The following is a 22099-nucleotide window of genomic DNA, read 5'->3' as shown; positions in this document are numbered from 1 at the left end:
TCAGACAAAGTTGACTTTATATGACCCCATTACTTATTAACGGCTCAGCCGGAATTCCTTTAACTATTATTGCTAAGCAAGACTTTGAGCAATGGCTTTCTAAACAAGCCTCTTCGCTACAAAACTGGCTTAAGGCCACTCAATTTTCAGCTAAAGGCTTAAGCCTTATTCCTGATAGCGATGGCCAAATTAGCCAAGTTATTTATGTTACCGATAAGCCTGATGCTTATTGGGTATGTGGTGATATTGTTAATCAGTTGCCAGCAAATCAATATTTACTATCAGCCAGTGATGCCCAGTGTCGTGTTGCTGCTTTTGGTTGGGCTTTAGGTGCTTATAAATTTGATCGTTATAAGAAAAACGATAAGCAGTATCCGCAACTGGTTATTGATAACGCCGATATCGTAGCCAGTACTTTACAATTAGTTCGCTCGGTGTCGATAGTACGTGATCTTGTTAATACGCCTGCAGCAGACATGATGCCGCAACACTTAGCCGAGGTTATGCAGCAATTAGCCGACGAATTTGGTGGCAAGGTTCAGCAAATTGTTGGTGATGATTTATTAAAGCAAAACTACCCTACTATTCATATGGTTGGCCGTGCTAGTGATAATTTACCGCGCTTAATTGACCTAACGTGGGGCGATGAAAATGCACCTAAAGTCACCCTAGTAGGTAAAGGTGTTTGCTTTGACTCTGGCGGTTTAGATTTAAAGCCGGGCTCTGGCATGCGCTTAATGAAAAAAGACATGGGCGGTGCTGCTCATGTTATTGGCCTTGCTCACCAGATTATGGCGGCAAAGCTCCCCGTGCGCCTGCGGGTATTAGTGCCTGCGGTTGAAAATGCGGTGTCGGCGAATGCCTTTAGGCCTGGCGATGTAATTAAAACGCGCAAAGGCTTAACCGTTGAAATAGATAATACCGACGCCGAAGGCCGCTTAGTATTATGTGACGCCTTAGCAGAAGCCAGTAACGATAAGCCTGACTTACTGATTGATTTTGCGACCTTAACCGGTGCTATGCGGGTAGCCTTAGGCACTGAATTACCCGGTTTTTTCAGTAATGATGATACCGTTGCCGCAGAGATAACCGCCGCGGGCTTAAAGGTTGAAGATCCGGTTTGGCGCATGCCGCTATATAAGCCTTATTATGACTTAACCGGCAGTGATATCGCCGATTTAGCTAACTGCGGCAAAACACCTTTTGGCGGGGCGATAACAGCCGCTTTATACCTAGAAGCTTTTGTTGACGAAGGTATTAGCTGGAGTCATTTTGATATAATGGCTTGGAATAATCGCGCCCTACCTGGCCGGCCTATAGGCGGTGAAGCCTTTGGTCTTCGTGCCGTGTTTGAATATTTACAGCAACGTTTTGCAAGCTAGTTAGCCCTGGCTACTAAAAAGCCCAAACCAGAAATTTCTAATTTGGGCTTTTTAGTTTCATACTTGACCTAAGGCTGCCTTTATCACTGGTGCATTAGACTTTTAATTCTATAAATAAGGTATAAGAAATAACATTACCCATTAATGATGCATTTGGGGTTATAGATTTTACCATCCAGCCATCTTGATTAAGCCTAGCAATTTTTTCATTCAGTGCATTGGTATCAACTGAGACTGATCTCAATTAAATGCCCCTGAATATGCAAATAATGCGCAGTATAATATTGCTGTTTAGTTAGGTGGCCATAAGCAAAGTGCGGCGCTAAATCGCCTTGCCAAGCAATAAATATTTCTAGCTCTTGTATCAACTCAGCCAACGCGACATCATTAGGCACCTTGTTCACTAAACTCGGTGCTCCAGGTATAGGTTCATTTAAAGCATGATGCATGCTACCGCTGGCAGCAAAAGCATTAAATGCAATGCTGCCAGTAGTATAATGAAACAAGGTTGATTTATGCTCAGGATAACCAAGGCGAGAATAACGGACACTTTGCGCTAAGTGCTGCAATATCTGACTGACAGGCCAGTCGCCGTGGCTAATTAACTTATTTGCTGGATAACGTTTAAGCTGTTGCAGCAAATCAAATAACGGATAATGCCGCACCATAGCAACAACCTTAGTACCTAATAAGGTTGCTAATGGAACGGCAAGAGCGTATTGGATAAACTTACGCCGCTGCATACGTTATTCGTTACTGCTTTTTAACTAAGTTTAAATTATGAAAATCAAAGCTAAAGTCAGTAAAGTCGGCTATAGCTTCCATTGTTGCGCTGTTAATTTTACCGTTATCAGCCGCAGTAAAGCGGATAAAAGCGTCAGCTTCTAATAAAGGTTCATTCCAGCGTACAACAAAGGTATTGCCATCATAGTGCTCTAATACTCCTTTTAGAATTTCAGTATGGTCAAAGCTAATATGCAATTGCTCAGCCTGTTGCTGAACGGTCACTTCACCATACCAATTGTCTTGATATTTACCGGCATAATGCTTTAACGGTAATGCAGCAGTTTTATTATCAGCAGGCTTTAACTCAAAGCTATTTTTATGCTGCATAAATTCTTGATATTGTTTAGTTTGCAATGCTAACCAATCAGTGTCAGGCAAGTTAAGCACTTGCTCTAAGGCTTCTTCTGTTACTGTTGTTAAACCTTGAAAAGCCTGTTGATTAGACAGCACTGTAATGGCGAAATTTTTCTCTGGAATTAGCGTTGTTAACGACAGCATGCCTAAGATACCACCGCTATGAGAGATATGTTTTACACCATGATAGTCTTTTACAAACCAGCCCATGCCGTAGCCTCTAAAATGAGTGCTTTGCTGGCCCGACTTATGCCGCACCGGCAATGGTGTAGTTAGCTGCCACATTTGCGCTAATTGTTCAGGCGCTATTATTTGCGCACCGCTTGGGCTTTTACCTTCATTTAATAACGTCAATAGCCAGTTCCCCATGTCATCGACACTAGATAGGGTGGCACCTGCAGCTGCAAAATCTTGTAAATAATCAAGCGGGAAGCGATGTACTTCGCCTTTATAGTCGATATTACCAATAGCGATATTGCTGTTATCTGGCTTTAAGTTATCAAAGCCTACAACGCTGTTATCCATTTGTAACGGCTGGAAAAAGTGCTCTGCAATATACTGCGCATAAGGCATGCCGGTTACTCGTTCTATTACTAGCCCTGCGGTTACAAACATTAGGTTGTTATAGGCAAACCCTTGGCGTAAATCTTGCTCTATCGGCAAGTGGGCAACACCAGCTAAGAGTTGCTCTGAGGTTTTATCTGTATTTGGCCAAATCATTAAGTCACCTGCACCTAAGCCTAAGCCTGTGCGATGACTTAATAAATCTCTAATAGTCACTTTTTGCGTTAAGCTTGCATCCGCTAAGCGAAATTCAGGTAAATGTTGAATAACTTTATCATCCCAGTTCACTTTCCCTTGTGCAACCAGTTGGCCGATAGCCGCAGCAGTAAAGGCCTTAGTATGGGAAGCAATACCAAACAACGTATCCGCCGTTACCAGTTCTTGGTTGGCAAGGTCGCGAATACCAAAACCTTCAGCTAAAACAACTTTGCCATCTTGTACTGCAACTACGGCAATACCTGGAATATTAAATGCTTGCAAACTTGCTTGTGCTGTTTGGCGAATTTTTTGGTCTAAAGCAATATTACTCTGTTCAGGGCTAGTAACAGTAGAACTACAAGCGGATATTAGTGCACTTAACAAAGAGACGCTAAGAACTTTAGTTATTGTTTGCATGGAAGGATCTCCAGAATAAAATAGTTTCGGCTAGATGCTGCTAACCAAAACGGTTAACAGCATCTAGGTTTAAGTAGGATTAAATTTTAAATTGCTGAACTATTTTATTAAGTTCAGTAGCTGACTTATCTAACGAAATAGCTTCTAAAGATAATGCATCCGCATGTTTAGCAGTACTATTCACTAGATCATTCACTTCAGTTAGGCGCTGATTAATATCTTCAGCCACCACTTGCTGCTGTGAGGTTGCTCCGGCAATTTCACTACTTTGCTGCTGCACTTTATCAATAGCGGCACTAATTTTAGTTAAGGCACTTTGGATAGCTTTGGCTCTATCAGCACTTTGGTCTGTTTGTTTTTTACCCTGCTCCATTTTATTTTCTGCATGCTTAGCGATATTCTGTAACTTTTCTACCATTACTCGAATATGCTCAGTGCTATCGCTAGTACGACCCGCTAACGATCTCACTTCATCAGCTACTACAGCAAAGCCTCTGCCTTGGTCCCCCGCTCGGGCTGCCTCTATAGCGGCATTAAGTGCCAATAAGTTAGTTTGGTCGGCAATGGATTCAATCACATCAATAACAGTACCTATATTCTCAGATTCTTTAGCCAAACCTGCAATAACTTCCACACTATCTAACATTGTTTGGGCTAACATATCCATATCAGATACAGAATGATTAGACAGCTTAGTACCTTCATCTGCTTGCTGCTGAGCAATAATAGCGGCATCGCTAGTTTCGTGGGCATTGTAGCTAATTTCCTGTACCGTCGCGGCCATTTCATTTACTGCTGTTGAAACAGAATCTATTTGTTGTTTGCTCGCTTGAATTTCATTGTTAGTGTTAGTTGCAACTGCAGTAAGATGCTGACTAGAATACTGAACTTTATCAGCTTGGCTAGCAGTGTTTTGCAATGACTGACGAAGCTTAGCTACAAAGGCATTAAAGTGGTTTGCTAATATTCCTACTTCATCCTGGTTTTTAACTTGGATAGTTCGAGTTAAATCACCATCACCACTAGCAATACCACGAAGCGCTATTTCTAATTCAGATAATGGTTTTAGAATAATGCGGATTAACAGTAACACCACGATAACCATGGCAGTAATAAAGATAATAGTGAAGACAATAGCCCAGTTTGCAGCCTGTTGAATAGGCTCTTCAATCATATATTCCGGCACTAACAAACCGGTTAACCAAGCAATTTTAGGAAAATCCGCTGCTACCGGCTGAAATGAAGCATAATAATTTTGACCTTGCAGCTTAACGGGAATAAAGCCTGAGGTTTGATTTTTGGCCGCTTCAACCAGTAAATGAAATCCTGAGGAGTCTGGTAAGTCATTTAATTTACTAAAGCTATCATTAACCTTTATAGCTTCAATACCTGCTTGAGTTGCTAAGTGGACTAAGTTGCCTTGCTCATCGAGTAAAAAAGCAAAACCTTCACCCTCATATTGCACTCGGTCAACTTGCTCGCCTATTTTATTCATGTATAAATCTACCCCACCAAAGCCCATTAAGGTGCCATCGGGTAGATAAACTGGACCTTGAACTACACCTGAAATGCGACCGGTTTGAAAGTCTTCGTGTGGTGAGCGAACGACATAGGTAGTTTCTTTCATCATTTCTTGGTACCAAGGTCTTCTTGTTACAAAGTAGCCTTTATCCAACTTACCTGCATCTGGGCCTTCTGTATCGACTCCTGTACGTTCATCTTCGCGGAAATATTCATCTGATGGGCCAAAAGCTAAAAATGCCGATAAAATTACCGGATCTCGCTCACTTATGCTTTTAAAGGTATTATTAATATCGTCATAGCCTGGCACTGTGCTTAGATCAACACCTCGGCCCGGATACTCAGCAAACCACTTTATAAATTGCGGACTTTCAATAAAGGTACGTGATACCTGAGCATATTCAGAAAAGAATTTTAATGCATCGATAGCACCAGCTTCTACTTTACTGCTAACTTCTGTTTTTACTCTATCAAGAGTCAGGTTACTTATATGATTTACTGTAAACCAAGAGGTTAGTACGGATAAAATAGTAATAACTGAAGCTATGCTAAATAGAAACTTTTGTTTTATAGACAGCTGTTTAATTCCGTTCATAGTTACTCTTCTCAAAAATGTGATAAAACTATATTAATCATATTATGTAAAGAAAAGCTACTAATTCACTGTAGCTAGCCTAAGAAATCCTCTTCTATACCTATCCCTTTCATTTAACTAACTTAATTATTAATTACTAGCAAACTTTAGATTAGTGTTAGCCTTTAGCTTACCTTCTACCAAAAGTTGGCTAATATTAAGGGTTTCTGCCAACAGTTCACTCTGGGGCGGCGAGCTTACTTCCAATAACATATAGCCATTACGACCATGCTCTTTTACCCAATATAATGCGTGGTCAGCTAAACGTAAACTATGCTGCCAATCCCAATCTTTTAGCTGTGTTATTGCGCCTATTGAACAGGTTAACGGCTGCTTTAAACCCATCTCTTGCTGCCATGGATAGCAACCTATAGCTTGATGGATGCGTTTTAAAACTAACAAAGCATCTGCACTATGTTCTAACAAAAGTAAAAACTCTTCGCCACCCCAACGGATTATATGATCAGACTGCCGACTATTTGTTTGCAACAACTCTGCTACCACTTTAATAACATTGTCACCTACTTGGTGACCAAAAGTATCATTAATCTGTTTAAAATGGTCTAAATCAAGCAAAGCCCAAATCAGTGGCCTGCTACTACGATCAGAACGAGAAATTATTTGTTTAATATTGGTATCTAAATAGTGCCGGTTAGCCAATCCTGTAAGCGCATCCTGCATACTTAAACGCTGTAACTTTTGGTTAGCTTGATGTAGCTCGTTAGTACGTTCTTGTACTAATATTTCTAGTTTCTGCTTAGCACTGGCTAAGTTCATTAATCGCCAGCGATATAATAGCCAAAATAATAATATAAATAGCAATAACACTACAATGCGTGCTGTGTTTGTTTCATACCAATAATACTGTAAATTAATATCCATACTCACAGCATCACTCCAGCGGTAATCTGATGCTAAACGGGATTGCACAGTAAAACGGTACTGACCTGGTGGTAAATTAGTGTAAAAGGCTTCGCGGCGACTACCGGCATCAATCCAGCTATTATCATAACCTTCTAACTGATACCTAAACATTAAAGACGATGGCAAGGTATAAAATGGTGCGGTAAAGCGGAAGTGCCAGTCTCTTTGTTCAGGTGTCAATATTGTTTTATGGTTAAAGTACTGCTGACCACTTGCCGTTAAACTTTCTAATACTGGTTGAGGTATAGGCCCATATTGCTCTAATTGTTCGACAGGAAAAGCCAGTACACCATCTAAGGTAGGGAACCATAATTGGTTAGCATATAAAGCACCTTTGCTACTACCTGCGCCATTACAACATCGACGTGAGTCAGTCACTGATTCAGGCCTACGATCATCTAGCATCATATATACTTGCTCAGCTTTACCTTGGCTAAGCGCTGCATAATTCAGCCGATAAGCGCCTTCTAAATTAGTAACTATCAAGTGATTTGCTACTTTTTCAACATAGATAATACCATTACCTGGCAAGCCATTATTTTGATTAAACCAGTACCATTCTCCGGGTTGGCCAAAAACAAAACCATAATTAAGGCTGCCAATCAGTATATTGCCATCAGAAAACTCTTTTACCACACTGATAAAGCCACCAGATATAGGTAGGTCCTTGAGTTCAGTAAAACTATCTCCTTCTCGTAAATAAAGACCATTTTCGGTTCCAACCCATAATCGATGCTTACTATCAAGTGCCACAGTGCGCACTTGAGCCTCTTGTAATACCTCTGGCTCTAGTTGTAGCTGTAACTTATTTTCTTTAACAAAGTATAATCCACGATTTGTGCCTACCCACACCCGCTCATTTTCTTCCGCAAAAGACGAGACCATTAAATGCGAAATGGAATCATAATTTTGTTGCCACACTAAAGTATTGCCATCAAGTCGGCTTAAACCACCGCGTAAACCAAGCCATAACCTATGTTTGCTATCCAAAAACATGCTATAGACTAAAGGGTTAGGTATGTGTTTATTAGCAGGTACTGTTTCAAACTGGCCATCATTCAATAAAGATAAACCATTATTAGTACCCACTAGCATATGCTCTCGCCACGGCTGAAGTGACCAAACAAAAGGATCCGCTATACCTTGTTTAGTGCTGTACCTCTGGGTTTGTGGCTTGCGTAGCCGTTTTAAGCCATAAGCATGGCTACCTAGCCACAAGTTACCGAACTTATCCCGCAGCATGGCTTCAATCCAAGAAAACTCTTCGAATTTGCCTTGGACTTGCTGGGCAGTAAAGACTTCACGCTGAAAAATTTGATATAAGTTTTTATAACTAGCAACCCAGAGTCGCTGCTCTGGATCTGAATAGAACATTTCGAGCTGCTTGCCATCAGGGTGATCTGGCAAAGACATAGGATACCACCGATGATTATGCCAGCGTATCAAGCCATTTGTGGTGCCTAAATATAAATCTCCTTCTTGCAAACCTAATTGTAAAACTTGCAACTCACCCAAATTATCTGGTGCCGTATACCATTGATATCCATCTTGATTTAATACTGCAAATCCTGACTGACCACCAATATATAAAATATCTTGGTGGTTAAGTAGTGAAGTGACCACTCCTTGATGAGCTAATACCCGCTGTAATGACTCTAGCTGCTCATTCCATTGATATAAATCACCCGCTCCTATATAAATAGCGCCATCTTCTTGTTCGACAATATCACTAATACCATTATGGAGTCGCACCTTGTCTAAAGCAGAAAATTTATTATCTTGATAACGAATAAGGCCATTAGCTGTACCGATCCATAAGCGCTGTTGCTTATCAAAATGGATAGCTGTAATAAAGTTGGATGAAAAAGCAGGGCTATTCGCAGTATTGAAAACCGTAAAATTTACACCATCAAAACGAGCTAAACCATTTTGCGTACCGACCCAAAGATAGCCTGCATCATCTTGTTCGATTGCAGTAACTGAAATCTGGGGAAGGCCAGCCTCTACCGACCAAAAGCGGTATAAATATTCTTCTTGCTTATCTAAACTAGCCTGAGCTTGCGTCACACTAAAGCAACTAAATAGAAGCAGCCAAAAAATTAACTGAAATCTTGCCAATTAGGATCTACCTTTGCTCTCTTTATGTACTGACTCTACTATAAAATGATTAACAAACAAAAATTTTCACCGACGAACGGTCTGTTTTAATACTTAAACGGCCACCTTGCAGTAATGGTCGTACCAGTATAAGCTTTGATTAAGTAATCAAACGGAATTAAATAAATGGCATTATCATTACGTAAAGCTAACTGGGCTTTAAAGTTTTTTGCTTGGCGCTATATTCCATTAATAGGTTTTTGTTCACCTAAAATTGTTCATATGGACAATAAAACCCTTGAAGTAACTATCCCTCATGGTTGGCGAACCAAGAACCATTTAGGCAGTGTCTATTTTGGCGCCTTAGCCATTGGCGCTGACTTAGCCGGTGCTTTTCTGGTATTTACTAAGGCTCAAAACCGCGGTGTGAACGCTAACTTTGCATTTAAAGATGTGCAAGGGCAATTTTTAAAGCGACCTGAAGCTAAAGTGCATTTTACTAGCCACGATGGTGATATTATCGACCAGATGATTGATGAGTCATTAGCCAGTGGCGAGCGAATTAACCGTCCAGTTTCAGTTGTTGTCACTTGCCCTAGCTTACATGGCTCTGAAGCTATGGCGACATTTACCTTAACACTCTCAGTAAAAGCCAAAAAACGTAAAGGCTAGCGGTTTGCACCTAACGATGACAACGATTAGAATCTGCCAGTCTATTAGCTACTTTAATACTGAAAACTATGCAGCAACTTAGCGGTAATCTATTTATTATCTCTGCACCGAGTGGTGCGGGGAAATCTAGCCTGATCCAAGCGCTTTTAAAGCAACATAAAGATATGCAGGTCAGCATATCTCATACTACAAGAGCACCTAGACCAGGTGAAGTTGATGGTGTTCACTATCACTTCATTAGTATTGAAGAGTTTAAAGCGCTAATTAAACAAGATGCTTTTTTTGAATGGGCTGAAGTCTTTGGTAACTATTACGGTACATCTAAACACAGTATTCAACAAAGTTTAGAGCAAGGCATAGATGTATTTTTAGATATCGATTGGCAAGGTGCACGGCAAATTCGTCAGCAAACTAATACTGCTATTGGTATTTTCATCCTACCGCCAAGTCTTGCAGAATTAGAGAATAGATTAACTAATCGTGGCCAAGATAGTGCTGAAGTTATTGCTAAGCGAATGGCGGAAGCCTACAGCGAAATGAGCCATGCCAATGAGTACGAGTATTTAATTATTAATGATGATTTTGCTCAGGCTCAGCGTGAATTTAGCCAAATAGTGTTAGCACAGCGTAATAGCTTTGACTCGCAATTGAGTAAACATCCAGCTTTACTCACAGAGTTGTTGGCCAAAGCAACAAAATAGCGTAAACTGTCTAGTCTTGTGAAAACACACTGGAGTGGTAAATGGCTCGCGTAACAGTTCAAGATGCAGTAGATAAAATTGGTAACCGGTTTGATTTGATTTTAGTAGCATCTCGTCGTGCTCGTCAGTTAGCGGTTGAGGGTAAAGAAGCATTAGTTGATATCGAAAATGATAAACCAACAGTTATTGCTTTACGTGAAATTGAAAAAGGCTTGATCACTAGCACTTCGTTAGACGCGCAAGAACGTCGTGATCAAATTCAGCAAGAAGCGACAGAAATGGCCGCAGTTGCTGCTATTATCGGCTCTGATCAATAAAAATTCCCCATATCTGTATGCCAGCGGTATATTAGCCGTTGGCAACTTCGTAAAATAGACGTATATTCATAATAGATCCCGCGCTTTCCGGCGTTTTATTGTTTGCTGTCACCGTTTGGGAGCACCAGTGTATTTATTTGAAGGTCTAAAAAAACAAATTAGCGCTTACCTACCACCCGAGCAAGTTGCCTTAGTGCAACAAGCTTATGTAGTGGCACGGGATGCACACGCCCCGCAAACCCGCTCTAGTGGCGAGCCTTATATTACTCACCCCGTTGCAGTCAGTAGCATTTTGGCAGAAATGCGCATGGACCATGAAACCTTAATGGCCGCTTTGCTGCACGATGTTATTGAAGACACGCCTTATGATAAAAAAGACTTAGCTGAACTCTTTGGCGAGACAGTCGCCGAACTAGTTCAAGGCGTAAGTAAGTTAGATAAAGTAAAGTTTAAAGACTATCACGAATTTGAAGTCACTAACTTGCAAAAAATGTTTATGGCCATGACCCAAGACATTAGAGTGATATTAATTAAGTTAGCTGACCGTACCCACAATATGCGTACTTTAGGTGCACTTAGACCTGAAAAACGCCGCCGCATAGCCAAAGAAACTTTAGAGCTTTATGCGCCAATTGCTAATCGTTTGGGTATTCACAATATAAAAAATGAATTAGAAGATTGCGGTTTTCAAGCCTTATATCCCATGCGCTATCGCGCTTTATCCACAGCAGTACGCCAAGCGCGAGGAAATCGTCGAGAATTATTAGAAAAAATTAGACATGAAATTCTCGATCGCCTAACAACAGTGGGAATTATTGCTGAAGTCACAGGCCGCGAAAAACATCTGTATAGCATTTATACCAAGATGAAAAATAAAGAGCTGATGTTTAATGATGTAATGGATATTTATGCTTTTAGAGTTGTGGTTGATAGCATTGATCAATGCTATCGCACCTTAGGTGTAGTGCATAACTTATATAAGCCGATTGAAATTCGCTTTAAAGATTATATAGCCATGCCAAAACAAAATGGCTACCAATCATTACATACTTCATTAATAGGCCCGCACGGGATTCCAATCGAAATTCAAATGCGTACCCATGAGATGAATGAAACAGCGGATAATGGCATTGCAGCCCATTGGATGTATAAAGCCAATGGTGAGCATCAAGACACTACCGCCCAAGTGCGCGCTCGGCGATGGATGCAAAGTTTATTAGAGCTACAACAACATGCTGGCAATAGTGCTGAATTTGTTGAGAATGTTAAATCTGAACTCTATCCTGATGAATTATATGTCTTCTCGCCAAAAGGCCGCATTGTTGAATTGCCAATAGGGGCAACGCCTGTCGATTTTGCTTACGCAGTGCATACAGACATTGGTAATCGTTGTGTTGGTGCCAAAATAGATCGTCGCCCTTATCCATTAAACAAGCCTTTAGAAACTGGTCAAACGGTAGAAATTATTACCAGCCCAGGCGGTAAGCCAAATGCTAACTGGCTAAATTATGTGGTAACTAGCAGGGCTATATTGGGCATTCGTAATTACCTTAAAAAGCAAAAACAAGCTGAAGCTGTTAATTTAGGTAAACGCTTATTAAGCTCAGCGCTGGGTGATATTAAACTAGAAGATATTCCACCTGAACGCCTAGAGCCAGTTTTAAAAAATAGTAAACAGCAAAGTTTAGATGAATTATGTAGCGAGATAGGCTTAGGTAATCAACTGGCTATAGCTGTAGCAAGACGCTTACTAGGTGAGTTTGATTCACCCGAGCCAAATTCAAGCGCTAAAACCGAAAACTCTGATAGCAAGTTGAAGAGTAAAGCTTTTATCGTTGGTTCTGATGGCATGCTTATCACTTTTGCTAAGTGCTGTCGCCCTATTCACGGTGATGAAATAGTAGCTAGTGCTACACCAGGTAAAGGTCTGTACGTACACCGCTCTGATTGCAGAAACATAAAAAGCTGGGATAAAGAGCCGGGTAAATTTTTCCCAGTGAAATGGGACAAAACTGTTGATCAGCAATTTTTATGTGATATTCGAATTTTTATTTTAAATCGCCATGGCTTATTAGCCAAATTAACTACCCTTATTGCTGCTCAAGGTTCCAATATTCAAAATCTAGTTACTGACGATCGCGATACTGGCGAATATGTGATTAAAATTACCCTGTCAGTGCGAGACCGCGTTCATTTAGCCAACGTTATGCGAAAAATTAGGGTTATGCCAGACGTACAAAAAGTTTATAGAAGGAGATAGCGCGACATGTCAAAAGTCATCATTAACACTGAGGCCGCACCTGCTGCCATTGGTACTTATAGCCAAGCTGTTAAGATTCAAAATACAGTTTATATTTCTGGGCAAATTCCTTTAGTACCTAGCACTATGCAGATGGTATCAGAAGACTTTGCTGAGCAAACCCATCAAGTGTTTAAAAATTTACGAGCAGTGTGTGAAGCGGCTGGCGGCACTTTAAACGATATGGTTAAAGTTAATATTTATATGATTGACTTAAGCCAATTTGCTACGGTAAATGAGATTATGAGTCAATATTTTACTCAACCTTACCCTGCCCGAGCCGCCGTTCAAGTGAGCGCCTTACCTAAAGCCAGCCAAGTTGAAATTGATGGTGTTATGGAAGTGCCCTCAACTTACTAATGTCTAGCACCGCACTGCATCAAGTTGCCATCGCCTCAATTAAAGGCGTTGGCGCTAAAGTAGCTGAAAAGCTAGCGAAATTAAATATCTTTAATATCCAAGATGTTCTATTTCACTTACCACTGCGCTATGAAGATCGCACCCGTATCTATGCCATTGCCGATCTTATGCCCTTAATGCATGCCACTATTGTTGCTGAAGTTGTGTCTAGTGAGGTGCAATTTGGTAAAAGACGCAGCTGGTTAGTTAAAGTAAAAGATAGTAGTGGTTTTTTAACCTTACGTTTTTTTCATTTTAGTGCCGCGCAAAAAAATGCGGTAACACCAGGCGCTATTATACGCTGTTTTGGTGAAGCTAAACGCGGCCCTCGCGGTTTAGAAATGCTTCATCCTGAATACCGTTTACAAGCTGACCAACCTATAATTGAAGTTGCTGAAACGCTAACAGCGGTGTACCCCACAACTGAAGGTCTACGCCAAGCCACTTGGCGTAATTTAACCGATGCGGCATTAAGTTACTTAAACCAAATAGCGCCAGAAGAGTTATTATGCGGCAATAACTTAAGCCAAACTTGGTCGCTAAGCGAAGCTTTACACTATATTCATCGACCACCACCTGACGCTAGCTTAGCCTTGTTAGAGCAAGGCAAACACCCTGCCCAGCAACGATTAATTATTGAAGAATTAGTTGCCCAGCAAATAAGTATGATTAAACTGCGCAACCAAAGCCAACAGCAGCAGGGCTTACCGCTTAAAATTAATCCAGATTTATTACAGCAATTTTTAGCGGCTTTACCTTTCACGCCAACTAAAGCACAGCAACGAGTAAGTGCTGAAATTAGCCATGATATGGCTAAAGCTTTACCTATGTTAAGGCTAGTACAAGGTGATGTTGGCTCAGGTAAAACTTTAGTTGCTGCTTTTGCTGCTTTAACCGCTATTAGTAATGGCTATCAAGTGGCACTTATGGCCCCGACTGAATTACTGGCCGAGCAACATGCCGCTAACTTTGCTACTTGGTTTACCCCGCTGAATATTAGTGTGGCATGGCTAGGAGGCAAAACGAAAGGTAAAGCAAGACAAAGCACCTTAGCGGCAATAGCCGATGGCAGCGCCCAAATGGTGGTGGGCACCCATGCTTTATTTCAGCAACAAGTTGAATTTCATGCTTTAAGTTTAATTATTATTGATGAGCAACACCGCTTTGGTGTTCATCAACGCTTAGCGCTACGCGAAAAAGGCGGTATTAAAAACCTTTACCCGCATCAGCTCGTGATGACAGCGACACCTATTCCTCGCACCTTAGCCATGACAGCCTATGCCGACTTAGATACCTCTATTATTGATGAGCTACCACCGGGACGAACCCCCGTTACTACTGTTGCCCTACCCGACTCGCGGCGTGATGATGTTATCGCTCGGGTTGAGCATGTTGTTAGCCAAGAACAGCGTCAAGCTTATTGGGTATGCACCTTAATTGAAGAGTCGGAAACCTTGCAATGCCAAGCTGCTGAAGATACTTGGCAAAACTTGCAACAAGCTTTACCTAATTTAAAAGTGGGCTTAATTCACGGCCGGTTAAAACCTGCAGAAAAACAAGCTGTAATGGAACAATTTAGCCAAGCTAAATTAGATCTGCTAGTGGCTACTACGGTAATAGAAGTCGGGGTTGATGTACCTAATGCCAGTTTAATGATTATTGAAAACCCAGAGCGGTTAGGCCTAGCCCAGCTGCACCAACTTCGAGGTCGAGTCGGTAGAGGAAGCACGGCATCGCACTGTGTTTTGCTATACCATGCGCCTTTATCAAAAACGGCCCAAGCCCGCTTAGCCGTGCTGCGTGACAGCAATGATGGTTTTGTTATTGCCCAGCGTGATTTAGAAATACGCGGCCCTGGCGAGTTACTTGGCACAAGGCAAACAGGCATATTACAATTTAAAATTGCCGATTTAAGCCGTGACGCTGAGCTGATCCCTCAGGCGCAGCAAATTGCTACTACACTGTGGCAACAGCAGCCAAGCAAATGTGAAGCCTTAATTCAGCGCTGGCTGGCTAATAAAGAAATATACGGTAATGCTTAACATCAACTAATTATCAAGGTGTCGCTATGTCTGCAAGTCCGATCTTATCGCCATTACAATTGCGCCAGCAAATTCGCTTAAATCAATTTACCGCTCATACCTCTGGCCAGGCACCGGGCTTTGTTCAAGCCAATTTAGCCATTATGCCCAAGCAATATGCGGCAGATTTTTTACAGTTTTGCCATTTTAATCCTAAACCTTGCCCTCTGTTAGCTATGTCGGCTACAGCAGGTGCTGTCGATATGCCGCAACTGGCAGCAGACTTAGATATTAGAACCGATATCCCTAAATATCGGGTATTTAAACAAGGCCAATTAACCGAAGAAGTGAGTGATATTACGCCTTTTTGGCAGGATGATTTTGTTAGCTTTGCTATTGGTTGCTCATTTTCATTTGAGGAAGCGTTAATTGCCGATGGCTTAGAAATTCGCAATATTACCGAGCAGGTTAATGTGCCTATGTATAAAACTAATATTGCTTGTCAGCCCGCAGGCGTATTTTCTGGCAACATGGTTGTAAGTATGCGCCCTATGAAGCCAGCGGATGCAATACGGGCTATCCAAATATGTTCACGTTTTCCGCAAGTGCATGGTGCGCCGGTGCACTTTGCTGATCCGGCCGCTATTGGTATTACTGATATTAATAAACCCGATTTTGGCGATGCTGTTAGCATTAAAGCCGGTGAAGTCCCGGTATTTTGGGCCTGTGGCGTGACTCCGCAAGTGGCAATTGCTAACGCTAAATTAGCTATTTGTATTACCCATAGCCCAGGCTATATGTTAGTAACCGATTTAGCCAATAGTAAGTTGTCGCTGCTTTAACGCCAATAAACAGCTGCAGCTATTATTAACAGAATTGTTAACCTTACTGCAGCTGTTTAATTTAGCCATGCCCCTAGTGCTTTAAATACGGCTTAGCGACTTATTTAGTATTCTAATGCCTGTTTTAAATCAGCAATTAAATCGGCCGGATCTTCAACACCTATACTAAAACGAATTAAGTCATCTGTAACACCTGCGGCTAAGCGGCTAGGCTTATCCATGGCAGCATGCGTTGTACTAGCAGGATGACAAGCTAGACTCTCTAAATCACCTAAACTCACCGCTTGGGTAAATAGTTGTAATTGATCTAAAAAGCGGGCAGCGCGGCTAAAACCGCCTTCTAACTCTATGCTTATCATGCCGCCAAAGGCGCCGACAGTTTCTGCTAACACCGAATGGCCGGCATCACTGGCTAAGCCTGGGAAAATAACCTTATCAACCTTAGGATGCTTAGCTAAGAACTCGGCCACTTGCATTGCGCCAGCTAAATGCGCATCCATTCGTAATGCCAGTGTTCGCATACCGCGCTGTAACAAATAGGCTTCTTGTGGCCCTATTGGCGCCCCTATATGCTTTAACGCTATAGTGCGAATAGGTTGCATCAGTTCAGTGCGCCCCGCCACTACACCAGCAATAATATCACCATGACCACTTAGGTACTTAGTACCGCTGTGCATAACAATATCAATACCATGCTCTAAAGGCTTAAATAAATACGGGGTTAAAAAGGTATTATCACACACGGTAATAGCACCAGATTTTTCTGCTGCGGCCTTAATTTTGCGATAATCATTCACTCGTAGATTAGGGTTAGTAATAGGCTCAAATAAAATAACTTTGGTGGCTGAATTAATATACTCTAGTAAATCATCATCGCTTTGATAACGGCTTACTTTAATGCCCGCTCGGGTTAGGGTATTAATTAAAAAAGCGGCTGTACCACCATAGACAGGATCAATAAATGCAATTTCATCACCTTGGCTAGCTAAAGCATAAAAAATGCTGCTCACTGCCGCCATACCACTGGCTACAACCAGAGCCTCATCAGCACCTTCTAATTTAGCGAATTGCTGCTCTAAGGCTTGCACTGTTGGATTACCCATACGACTATAAATAAAACCAGGTTGTTCACCGGCAAAACGGGCCCGGCCTTGTTCTGCCGTACCGTAAGTAAAAGTACTACTTTGATAGATTGGGGTAGTTAAGGCGCCGGTTTGCGCATCAGCACCGCCGTTGCTATGCAACAATTGGGTTTTAAACTTCATCTTTGGGCTCCGTTATCGTCGCGCTGTTAGGCTATCTTTTTTAAAGTGGCGTAATGCTGCTGGGCTACATCCGGATGTGAGCGTAAGCGGCCTTTTAGTACATTTTCACCCACTTGATAAAATAATGGATTATTAGGATCACTGGCCGGCCCTTTTGCCTCTGCTGCTAAAGCTTCAGGCAAGTTTAATAAAGGCACTGTTGCATCAAGCTGGGCTGCCATAAAAAAAGCACAGGATAATCGCTCTATACCAGCAGGCGGGCTAACAACTCTATGTAAGGTAGCCTTTAAATAACCATTTGAGGCTAATTCTAACAGCTCACCTATGTTAACCACAAATGCCCCAGCTAAAGGTGCCGCGCCTACCCAGCCTTTATCGGTTAATACTTCTAAACCAGAATGCTGATCTTGCAATACTAAGGTTAAATAACCCGGATCTTTATGCGCACCCACTCCTTGCTTTTGTGCTGTATCAGAGCCTGGGTAACGAATCAGTTTCATATGCGTATAAGGGCCATCTGCTACGGTATCAGCAAAGGCATTTTCAGGTTGCTGTAACACCGCAGCAAAAGCTTCAAGCAAGGTAACAGTAAGATCAGATAATTGTTGCTGCCAGTTAAGTAAGGTTGATTGCATCATAGGTAAAGCCGCAGGCCATTGATTAGGCCCAACTAAACCTTGCCAAGCTGGCATTTCAGTACTCGCAGGCAATACCTGTTGCTCATTCATAATGTCGAATTGCTCACGTTGATCAATTTGGCCTTGAGTTAATTCGCCACCTAAACGGGTATAACCACGAAAGTGCGGTGATTTAACCATTTGTACTGCTTGCTTATCGGCATCGGGTAAAGCAAAAAATGTTTTTGCTAAGTCTAGAATATGCTGTTGCTGCTCTATTGCTACGCCATGACCGGTTAAATAAAAAAAGCCGACCTCGCGTGATGCTTCTGCTAACTGCTGTAAGAAACGCTGCCGAGACTGTCCTTTTGCGAACCATAAGCTAAGATCTAACACCGGCAAATTTAATTGAGCCATTTTTCCACCTAACATTAATCATCAATACAGCTATATTAGGCTGAATCAACTATAACAATAAGTAACAAATAAAGCTTATTAATTCAAATTAGCTATATAGAGCCATCTAAACATCCATCATTAATTTTAAGCAATTACGACAAAATACTAAGCCAATAAGCTAGATCGGCTGGACTTAATTTCGGCCATATCGCACACTGTTTGTCTCGCTTGGAAAAGGTAAAAAAATGAAATTAAACTGTGATTTAGGCGAAAGTTTTGGCAGTTGGCAAATGGGCTTAGATGCCAGCGCCATGCCTCATATCGATATGGCGAATATTGCTTGTGGTTTTCATGCCGGTGATCCAGATGTAATAGCCAGCACCTTAGCACTGGCTAAACAATATCATGTTAGCATTGGTGCTCATCCTGCTTATCCTGATCTACAGGGCTTTGGTCGGCGTAGTATGGTTTTATCTGATAGTGAAATTATTAATGCTATCCATTATCAAATTGCCGCTTTAGAAGGCATGGCTAAAACGCAAGGCTTACCCCTTGAATACGTTAAGCCACACGGTGCTTTGTATAACGATATGATGAGTAACCCGCAGATTTTTAATGCCGTATTAACAGCGATTGCCAGTTACCATCAGCCGTTAAAATTAATGATTTTAGCTACCGCTGAGCAGGATCATTATCAACACTTGGCAAAACAAGCCGGCGTTAGCTTATTATTTGAAGCTTTTGCTGATCGCCGCTATACCGACGAGGGCAAACTAACCCCACGCAGCCAAGCCGGTGCTGTGCTATCAGAAACTGAGATGTTGCAACAAGTGCAACAGCTCGTGCAGTCGGGCACTGTCACCACCCAGTCTGGCCAAAAATTAGCCTTAAAAGCAGATACGCTATGCGTGCATGGTGATAATTCTGCGGCTATTTTACAAATAGCCAAAATACGTCAGCTACTAGTATGAAAATAGATATAACTGCTAGCAGACAGTTTTTATGAGTCAGCAACTATGAAGCCGCAGCAGCTAGAGTATCAATTAGACATTGCCAGTGAGAATGCGTTTATAGTCTATTTTCAGCAGCAAATGTCAGCAGAGATATCAGGCCAAGTACAATGGGCCACTGAGCAAATTCGTCTTGCCTTAGCTGATGATTTAATTGATCTCTTACCTTCTTATGCTTCTGTATTAGTTGTTTTTAATCCGCTGACAACCAATCACTTTATTGTCAGCGCTAACATTAAGCGCTGTTTAGCTCAGCCTTTTAGCGCACAAAGCCGCAGCGGCAAGCGAGTTGAGCTTCCTGTCTATTACAGTGAAGAAAGTGGCCCCGACTTAGCCTTAATTGCTAAAACTAAACAAATAAGCATTAGTCAGGTTATTCAACTGCACCAAGCTGTAGTATATCGGGTTTATGCTATTGGCTTTGCCCCCGGCTTTGCTTATTTAGGCCAAATTGATCCCATTTTACAGATGCCCCGCTTAAATTCTCCTAGAGCCAAGGTGCCTAAAGGTGCGGTGGCGATTGCGGATAGACAAACTGCCATCTACCCTGCTGCATCACCTGGTGGCTGGAATTTAATAGGCCTATGCCCAAGCCCCATGTTTACACCAGAAGCAACACCCGCTATGCCAGTTGCAGTAGGCGATGAAGTGCAATTTGTCGCTATTGATAAAGCCGAATTTATCCGCTTAGGTGGTGAGCTATGAGTCACAAAATGGCTAGTGTTAGTGATAGCAATAGTTTTACTGTGCGTTCTGCCGGTATTCTTAGCTTATTGCAAGATCGCGGTCGTTTTGGCCAAAGTCATTTAGGCTTAACCACGGGTGGCCCGGCGGATCCCTACTCTGCGGCGATGGCAAACGCCCTATTAAATAATAATAGCAACGCAACCTTAATTGAGTGCAGCATTGGCGGCTTACAATTAGAAGCCCATTGCGCCAGCTTTATTGCGGTTACTGGCGCTGAACTTAGTTTAACGATTAACGGCCAAGCTGCAGCCATGTGGACGAGTCTAGCCGTTAGTGCAGGAGATATTATTGAACTAGGTATGGCCAGTGCCGGTTTACGCGCTTATGTCGCAGTTGCTCAAGGCTTTAAGGTTAAACCACAATTTTCTAGTACCGCTACTGTATTACGGGAAAAAATTGGCGGTTTAAATGGCGATAAATTACAAGCTGGCGATACTTTAGCTATTACTAGTGTCAGTCGTGCAACGTCGCATAGTTTAGCTAAACAGCATTGGCGGCAATTTAATAACAGCTTAACCCTGCGTTTAGTTGAAGGTTATCAAGCTGAGCAATTTTCAACGTCTGAGCGACAACGCTTCTATCTACAGCCTTATACGGTAACGCCACAGTCGGATCGAATGGGTTACAAATTAACCGGCGCCGCTATCCATTGCCAGCAACAAAGCTTATTGTCAGAAGGTATTAGTTACGGTGCGGTACAAATTCCGCCTGATGGCCAACCTATTGTCTTGCTTAATGACCGCCAAACTTTAGGCGGCTATCCAAAAATAGGCTCAGTATTATCTTTAGATTGCGCTTTACTCGCCCAAGCTAGCCCTGGCACTAAAGTTTATTTTACACCTATTTCTATTGAACAAGCGCATAATGCTTTATGCTTAGCCGATGCCCATTTTAAGCGGCTCACAGCAGCTTGGGCTCAAGCTTAAATGGACACTTTACCTCAGAACTTAAACCAAAATCATTTAGCCTTAAGCCAGCACATTGAAAGGCTATTAGTGCGCAAAAATTTGCGCGGAATGGCCCAGTTACAACCTTTACTTAAACCTGGCTATATCTTACGCGCGGCTCAGTTAATTGTGCAATGCCGCGGTGCGGTATTAATTGGCACGGGTTTTCCGGTACTAGACACCTTTGAAACCGATGGTCCGGTTGGCGCTATTGCCTTATATCAATTATTACAACAGCTAGGCGCCAAGCCTATTATTGTTTGTGGTGATCCGCTTTTTAGCCAATTAGAAGCTGATTATCATTGTTATCAACTTGAGGTAAATCAGTATCAGGCCTTAACCGATATAGCCCAGCACGCCTTAACTCACCTAGCGCCAGAATTAATAATTGCAATTGAGCGCCCAGGCTTTAATGCCGCCCAACGTTATAGCAATATGCGCGGCGAAGATATTTCAGAACGCTGTGCTAGCTTTGATCATTTTTTAAATTTAGCGACTTGCCCAACTATAGGTATTGGCGATGGCGGCAACGAAATTGGTATGGGAAATCTCAAGCAAGCTTTAGCACAACTTGATATTATTCCCTCTATAACTGAGTGTGATGAATTAATAGTGGCGGATGTGTCTAATTGGGCGGCATGGGGACTTATTGCTATGGTATCAGCGTTAACAAAACAAGATTTACTAGCAAAGGCCGATCCCTTATCCATTTTGCAGTATCTAAGTGCCAAAGGCAGCGTGGATGGTGTAACGCGATTAAACACCTTAACCGAAGACGGTTTGGCCCCTAGCGAAGGCTTAAGCCTAATTAACAATCTACTCGCTCTATATCAAGGCGTTAACTAAACTTAGAACTGTCGTGTCCACACCAACACGCCGTAAATACATCCCTGTAGGCTCGTTTCCGCCCGTCCAGGGCTGCAACGGTTGGCTTAGAACACGTCGGTTCAATGTTGAATACTTCAAACTTGCTTTAATACGAGAAC

General features: G+C 42.0%; 19 protein-coding genes. 12 read left to right on the top strand and 7 right to left on the bottom strand.

Features of this window, described 5'->3' with window-relative positions:
- Positions 1-20: 20 nt before the first annotated feature.
- Positions 21-1382 carry a leucyl aminopeptidase family protein gene (locus RDV63_RS03680; protein ID WP_313908154.1) on the top strand — a complete coding sequence of 454 codons (1362 nt, stop codon included), beginning with the start codon at positions 21-23 and terminating at the stop codon, positions 1380-1382.
- 94 nt (positions 1383-1476) lie between these two features.
- Here the strand turns inward: RDV63_RS03680 and RDV63_RS03675 are convergent, their stop codons facing one another.
- The 5 genes from RDV63_RS03675 to RDV63_RS03655 all read right to left on the bottom strand — a co-directional run bounded on the left by RDV63_RS03675 (position 1477) and on the right by RDV63_RS03655 (position 8847).
- A complete protein-coding gene (locus RDV63_RS03675) occupies positions 1477-1626 on the bottom strand; it encodes a hypothetical protein (protein WP_313908153.1) in 150 nt (49 codons plus the stop codon).
- The gene (locus tag RDV63_RS03670) at positions 1607-2125 is read right to left on the bottom strand and encodes a DUF1569 domain-containing protein (RefSeq protein WP_313908152.1); all 519 of its coding nucleotides are present in this window, start codon (positions 2123-2125) and stop codon (positions 1607-1609) included. The genes RDV63_RS03675 and RDV63_RS03670 overlap by 20 nt, the downstream gene beginning before the upstream one ends.
- A 10-nt stretch (positions 2126-2135) precedes the next feature.
- Positions 2136-3701, bottom strand: coding sequence for a serine hydrolase (locus RDV63_RS03665; protein ID WP_313908151.1), 1566 nt, complete (start codon positions 3699-3701; stop codon positions 2136-2138).
- Between the two features lie 79 nt (positions 3702-3780).
- Positions 3781-5817 (bottom strand): methyl-accepting chemotaxis protein, encoded by a 2037-nt coding sequence (locus RDV63_RS03660; protein ID WP_313908150.1) that lies wholly within the window; start codon positions 5815-5817, stop codon positions 3781-3783.
- Positions 5818-5946: 129 nt separating this feature from the next.
- Positions 5947-8847 carry a diguanylate cyclase gene (locus RDV63_RS03655; RefSeq protein ID WP_313908149.1) on the bottom strand — a complete coding sequence of 967 codons (2901 nt, stop codon included), beginning with the start codon at positions 8845-8847 and terminating at the stop codon, positions 5947-5949.
- Positions 8848-9063: 216 nt separating this feature from the next.
- Between RDV63_RS03655 and RDV63_RS03650 the strand changes: the two genes are divergently transcribed.
- From RDV63_RS03650 to RDV63_RS03620, 7 genes are all read left to right on the top strand, one after another.
- The gene (locus RDV63_RS03650) at positions 9064-9549 is read left to right on the top strand and encodes a DUF4442 domain-containing protein (protein WP_313908148.1); all 486 of its coding nucleotides are present in this window, start codon (positions 9064-9066) and stop codon (positions 9547-9549) included.
- A 68-nt stretch (positions 9550-9617) separates the two neighbouring features.
- Positions 9618-10250 carry a guanylate kinase gene (gmk, locus tag RDV63_RS03645; RefSeq protein ID WP_313908146.1) on the top strand — a complete coding sequence of 211 codons (633 nt, stop codon included), beginning with the start codon at positions 9618-9620 and terminating at the stop codon, positions 10248-10250.
- Positions 10251-10291: 41 nt separating this feature from the next.
- Complete coding sequence (gene rpoZ, locus RDV63_RS03640) at positions 10292-10567, top strand: DNA-directed RNA polymerase subunit omega (RefSeq protein WP_313908145.1); 276 nt, start codon at positions 10292-10294, stop codon at positions 10565-10567.
- A 127-nt stretch (positions 10568-10694) separates the two neighbouring features.
- Positions 10695-12827, top strand: coding sequence for a bifunctional GTP diphosphokinase/guanosine-3',5'-bis pyrophosphate 3'-pyrophosphohydrolase (gene spoT, locus RDV63_RS03635; protein ID WP_313908144.1), 2133 nt, complete (start codon positions 10695-10697; stop codon positions 12825-12827).
- A gap of 6 nt (positions 12828-12833) precedes the next feature.
- Complete coding sequence (locus RDV63_RS03630; protein ID WP_313908143.1) at positions 12834-13226, top strand: RidA family protein; 393 nt, start codon at positions 12834-12836, stop codon at positions 13224-13226.
- Positions 13226-15307 (top strand): ATP-dependent DNA helicase RecG, encoded by a 2082-nt coding sequence (gene recG / locus RDV63_RS03625; protein WP_313908142.1) that lies wholly within the window; start codon positions 13226-13228, stop codon positions 15305-15307. Before RDV63_RS03630 ends, recG begins: the two co-directional genes overlap by 1 nt.
- 26 nt (positions 15308-15333) lie before the next feature.
- Complete coding sequence (locus RDV63_RS03620) at positions 15334-16128, top strand: putative hydro-lyase (protein ID WP_313908141.1); 795 nt, start codon at positions 15334-15336, stop codon at positions 16126-16128.
- 104 nt (positions 16129-16232) lie between these two features.
- On the opposite strand, the gene RDV63_RS03615 is transcribed toward RDV63_RS03620, so the two are convergent.
- Both RDV63_RS03615 and RDV63_RS03610 read right to left on the bottom strand, forming a co-directional pair.
- A complete protein-coding gene (locus RDV63_RS03615) occupies positions 16233-17393 on the bottom strand; it encodes a PLP-dependent aspartate aminotransferase family protein (RefSeq protein WP_313908140.1) in 1161 nt (386 codons plus the stop codon).
- A gap of 26 nt (positions 17394-17419) precedes the next feature.
- Positions 17420-18427 (bottom strand): isopenicillin N synthase family dioxygenase, encoded by a 1008-nt coding sequence (locus RDV63_RS03610; protein WP_313908139.1) that lies wholly within the window; start codon positions 18425-18427, stop codon positions 17420-17422.
- A 227-nt stretch (positions 18428-18654) separates the two neighbouring features.
- Here RDV63_RS03610 and RDV63_RS03605 point away from each other — a divergent pair, with 227 nt between their 5' ends.
- Genes RDV63_RS03605 through RDV63_RS03590 form a run of 4 tightly spaced genes read left to right on the top strand, consistent with a single transcriptional unit; the run spans position 18655 to position 21959 of the window.
- Positions 18655-19380: a 5-oxoprolinase subunit PxpA gene (locus RDV63_RS03605; protein WP_313908138.1), complete on the top strand. Its 726-nt coding sequence runs from the start codon at positions 18655-18657 to the stop codon at positions 19378-19380.
- A 45-nt stretch (positions 19381-19425) separates the two neighbouring features.
- Positions 19426-20124: a 5-oxoprolinase subunit PxpB gene (pxpB, locus tag RDV63_RS03600; protein ID WP_313908137.1), complete on the top strand. Its 699-nt coding sequence runs from the start codon at positions 19426-19428 to the stop codon at positions 20122-20124.
- Positions 20121-21092, top strand: coding sequence for a biotin-dependent carboxyltransferase family protein (locus tag RDV63_RS03595; protein WP_313908136.1), 972 nt, complete (start codon positions 20121-20123; stop codon positions 21090-21092). Before pxpB ends, RDV63_RS03595 begins: the two co-directional genes overlap by 4 nt.
- Positions 21093-21959 carry a DUF4392 domain-containing protein gene (locus tag RDV63_RS03590; RefSeq protein WP_313908135.1) on the top strand — a complete coding sequence of 289 codons (867 nt, stop codon included), beginning with the start codon at positions 21093-21095 and terminating at the stop codon, positions 21957-21959. It abuts the gene before it with no gap.
- Positions 21960-22099: the final 140 nt, after the last annotated feature.

It is taken from the genome of Rheinheimera sp. MMS21-TC3 (assembly GCF_032229285.1).
In the GTDB taxonomy this organism is placed as follows: Bacteria; Pseudomonadota; Gammaproteobacteria; order Enterobacterales; family Alteromonadaceae; genus Alishewanella.
Note: the sequence above shows the minus strand (reverse complement) of the source record. Positions and strands in the feature narration are given on the sequence as shown.

Bases quoted from the DNA above. Each gene is read 5' to 3' on its own strand.
- RDV63_RS03665 (WP_313908151.1), bottom strand. From the start codon at position 3,701: ATGCAAACAATAACTAAAGTTCTTAGCGTCTCTTTGTTAAGTGCACTA.
- RDV63_RS03605 (WP_313908138.1), top strand. From the start codon at position 18,655: ATGAAATTAAACTGTGATTTAGGCGAAAGTTTTGGCAGTTGGCAAATG.
- RDV63_RS03590 (WP_313908135.1), top strand. From the start codon at position 21,093: ATGGACACTTTACCTCAGAACTTAAACCAAAATCATTTAGCCTTAAGC.
- RDV63_RS03630 (WP_313908143.1), top strand. From the start codon at position 12,834: ATGTCAAAAGTCATCATTAACACTGAGGCCGCACCTGCTGCCATTGGT.
- RDV63_RS03620 (WP_313908141.1), top strand. From the start codon at position 15,334: ATGTCTGCAAGTCCGATCTTATCGCCATTACAATTGCGCCAGCAAATT.
- RDV63_RS03680 (WP_313908154.1), top strand. From the start codon at position 21: ATGACCCCATTACTTATTAACGGCTCAGCCGGAATTCCTTTAACTATT.
- RDV63_RS03615 (WP_313908140.1), bottom strand. From the start codon at position 17,393: ATGAAGTTTAAAACCCAATTGTTGCATAGCAACGGCGGTGCTGATGCG.
- pxpB (WP_313908137.1), top strand. From the start codon at position 19,426: ATGAAGCCGCAGCAGCTAGAGTATCAATTAGACATTGCCAGTGAGAAT.
- RDV63_RS03670 (WP_313908152.1), bottom strand. From the start codon at position 2,125: ATGCAGCGGCGTAAGTTTATCCAATACGCTCTTGCCGTTCCATTAGCA.
- RDV63_RS03660 (WP_313908150.1), bottom strand. From the start codon at position 5,817: ATGAACGGAATTAAACAGCTGTCTATAAAACAAAAGTTTCTATTTAGC.
- RDV63_RS03595 (WP_313908136.1), top strand. From the start codon at position 20,121: ATGAGTCACAAAATGGCTAGTGTTAGTGATAGCAATAGTTTTACTGTG.
- recG (WP_313908142.1), top strand. From the start codon at position 13,226: ATGTCTAGCACCGCACTGCATCAAGTTGCCATCGCCTCAATTAAAGGC.
- RDV63_RS03650 (WP_313908148.1), top strand. From the start codon at position 9,064: ATGGCATTATCATTACGTAAAGCTAACTGGGCTTTAAAGTTTTTTGCT.
- rpoZ (WP_313908145.1), top strand. From the start codon at position 10,292: ATGGCTCGCGTAACAGTTCAAGATGCAGTAGATAAAATTGGTAACCGG.
- RDV63_RS03610 (WP_313908139.1), bottom strand. From the start codon at position 18,427: ATGGCTCAATTAAATTTGCCGGTGTTAGATCTTAGCTTATGGTTCGCA.
- gmk (WP_313908146.1), top strand. From the start codon at position 9,618: ATGCAGCAACTTAGCGGTAATCTATTTATTATCTCTGCACCGAGTGGT.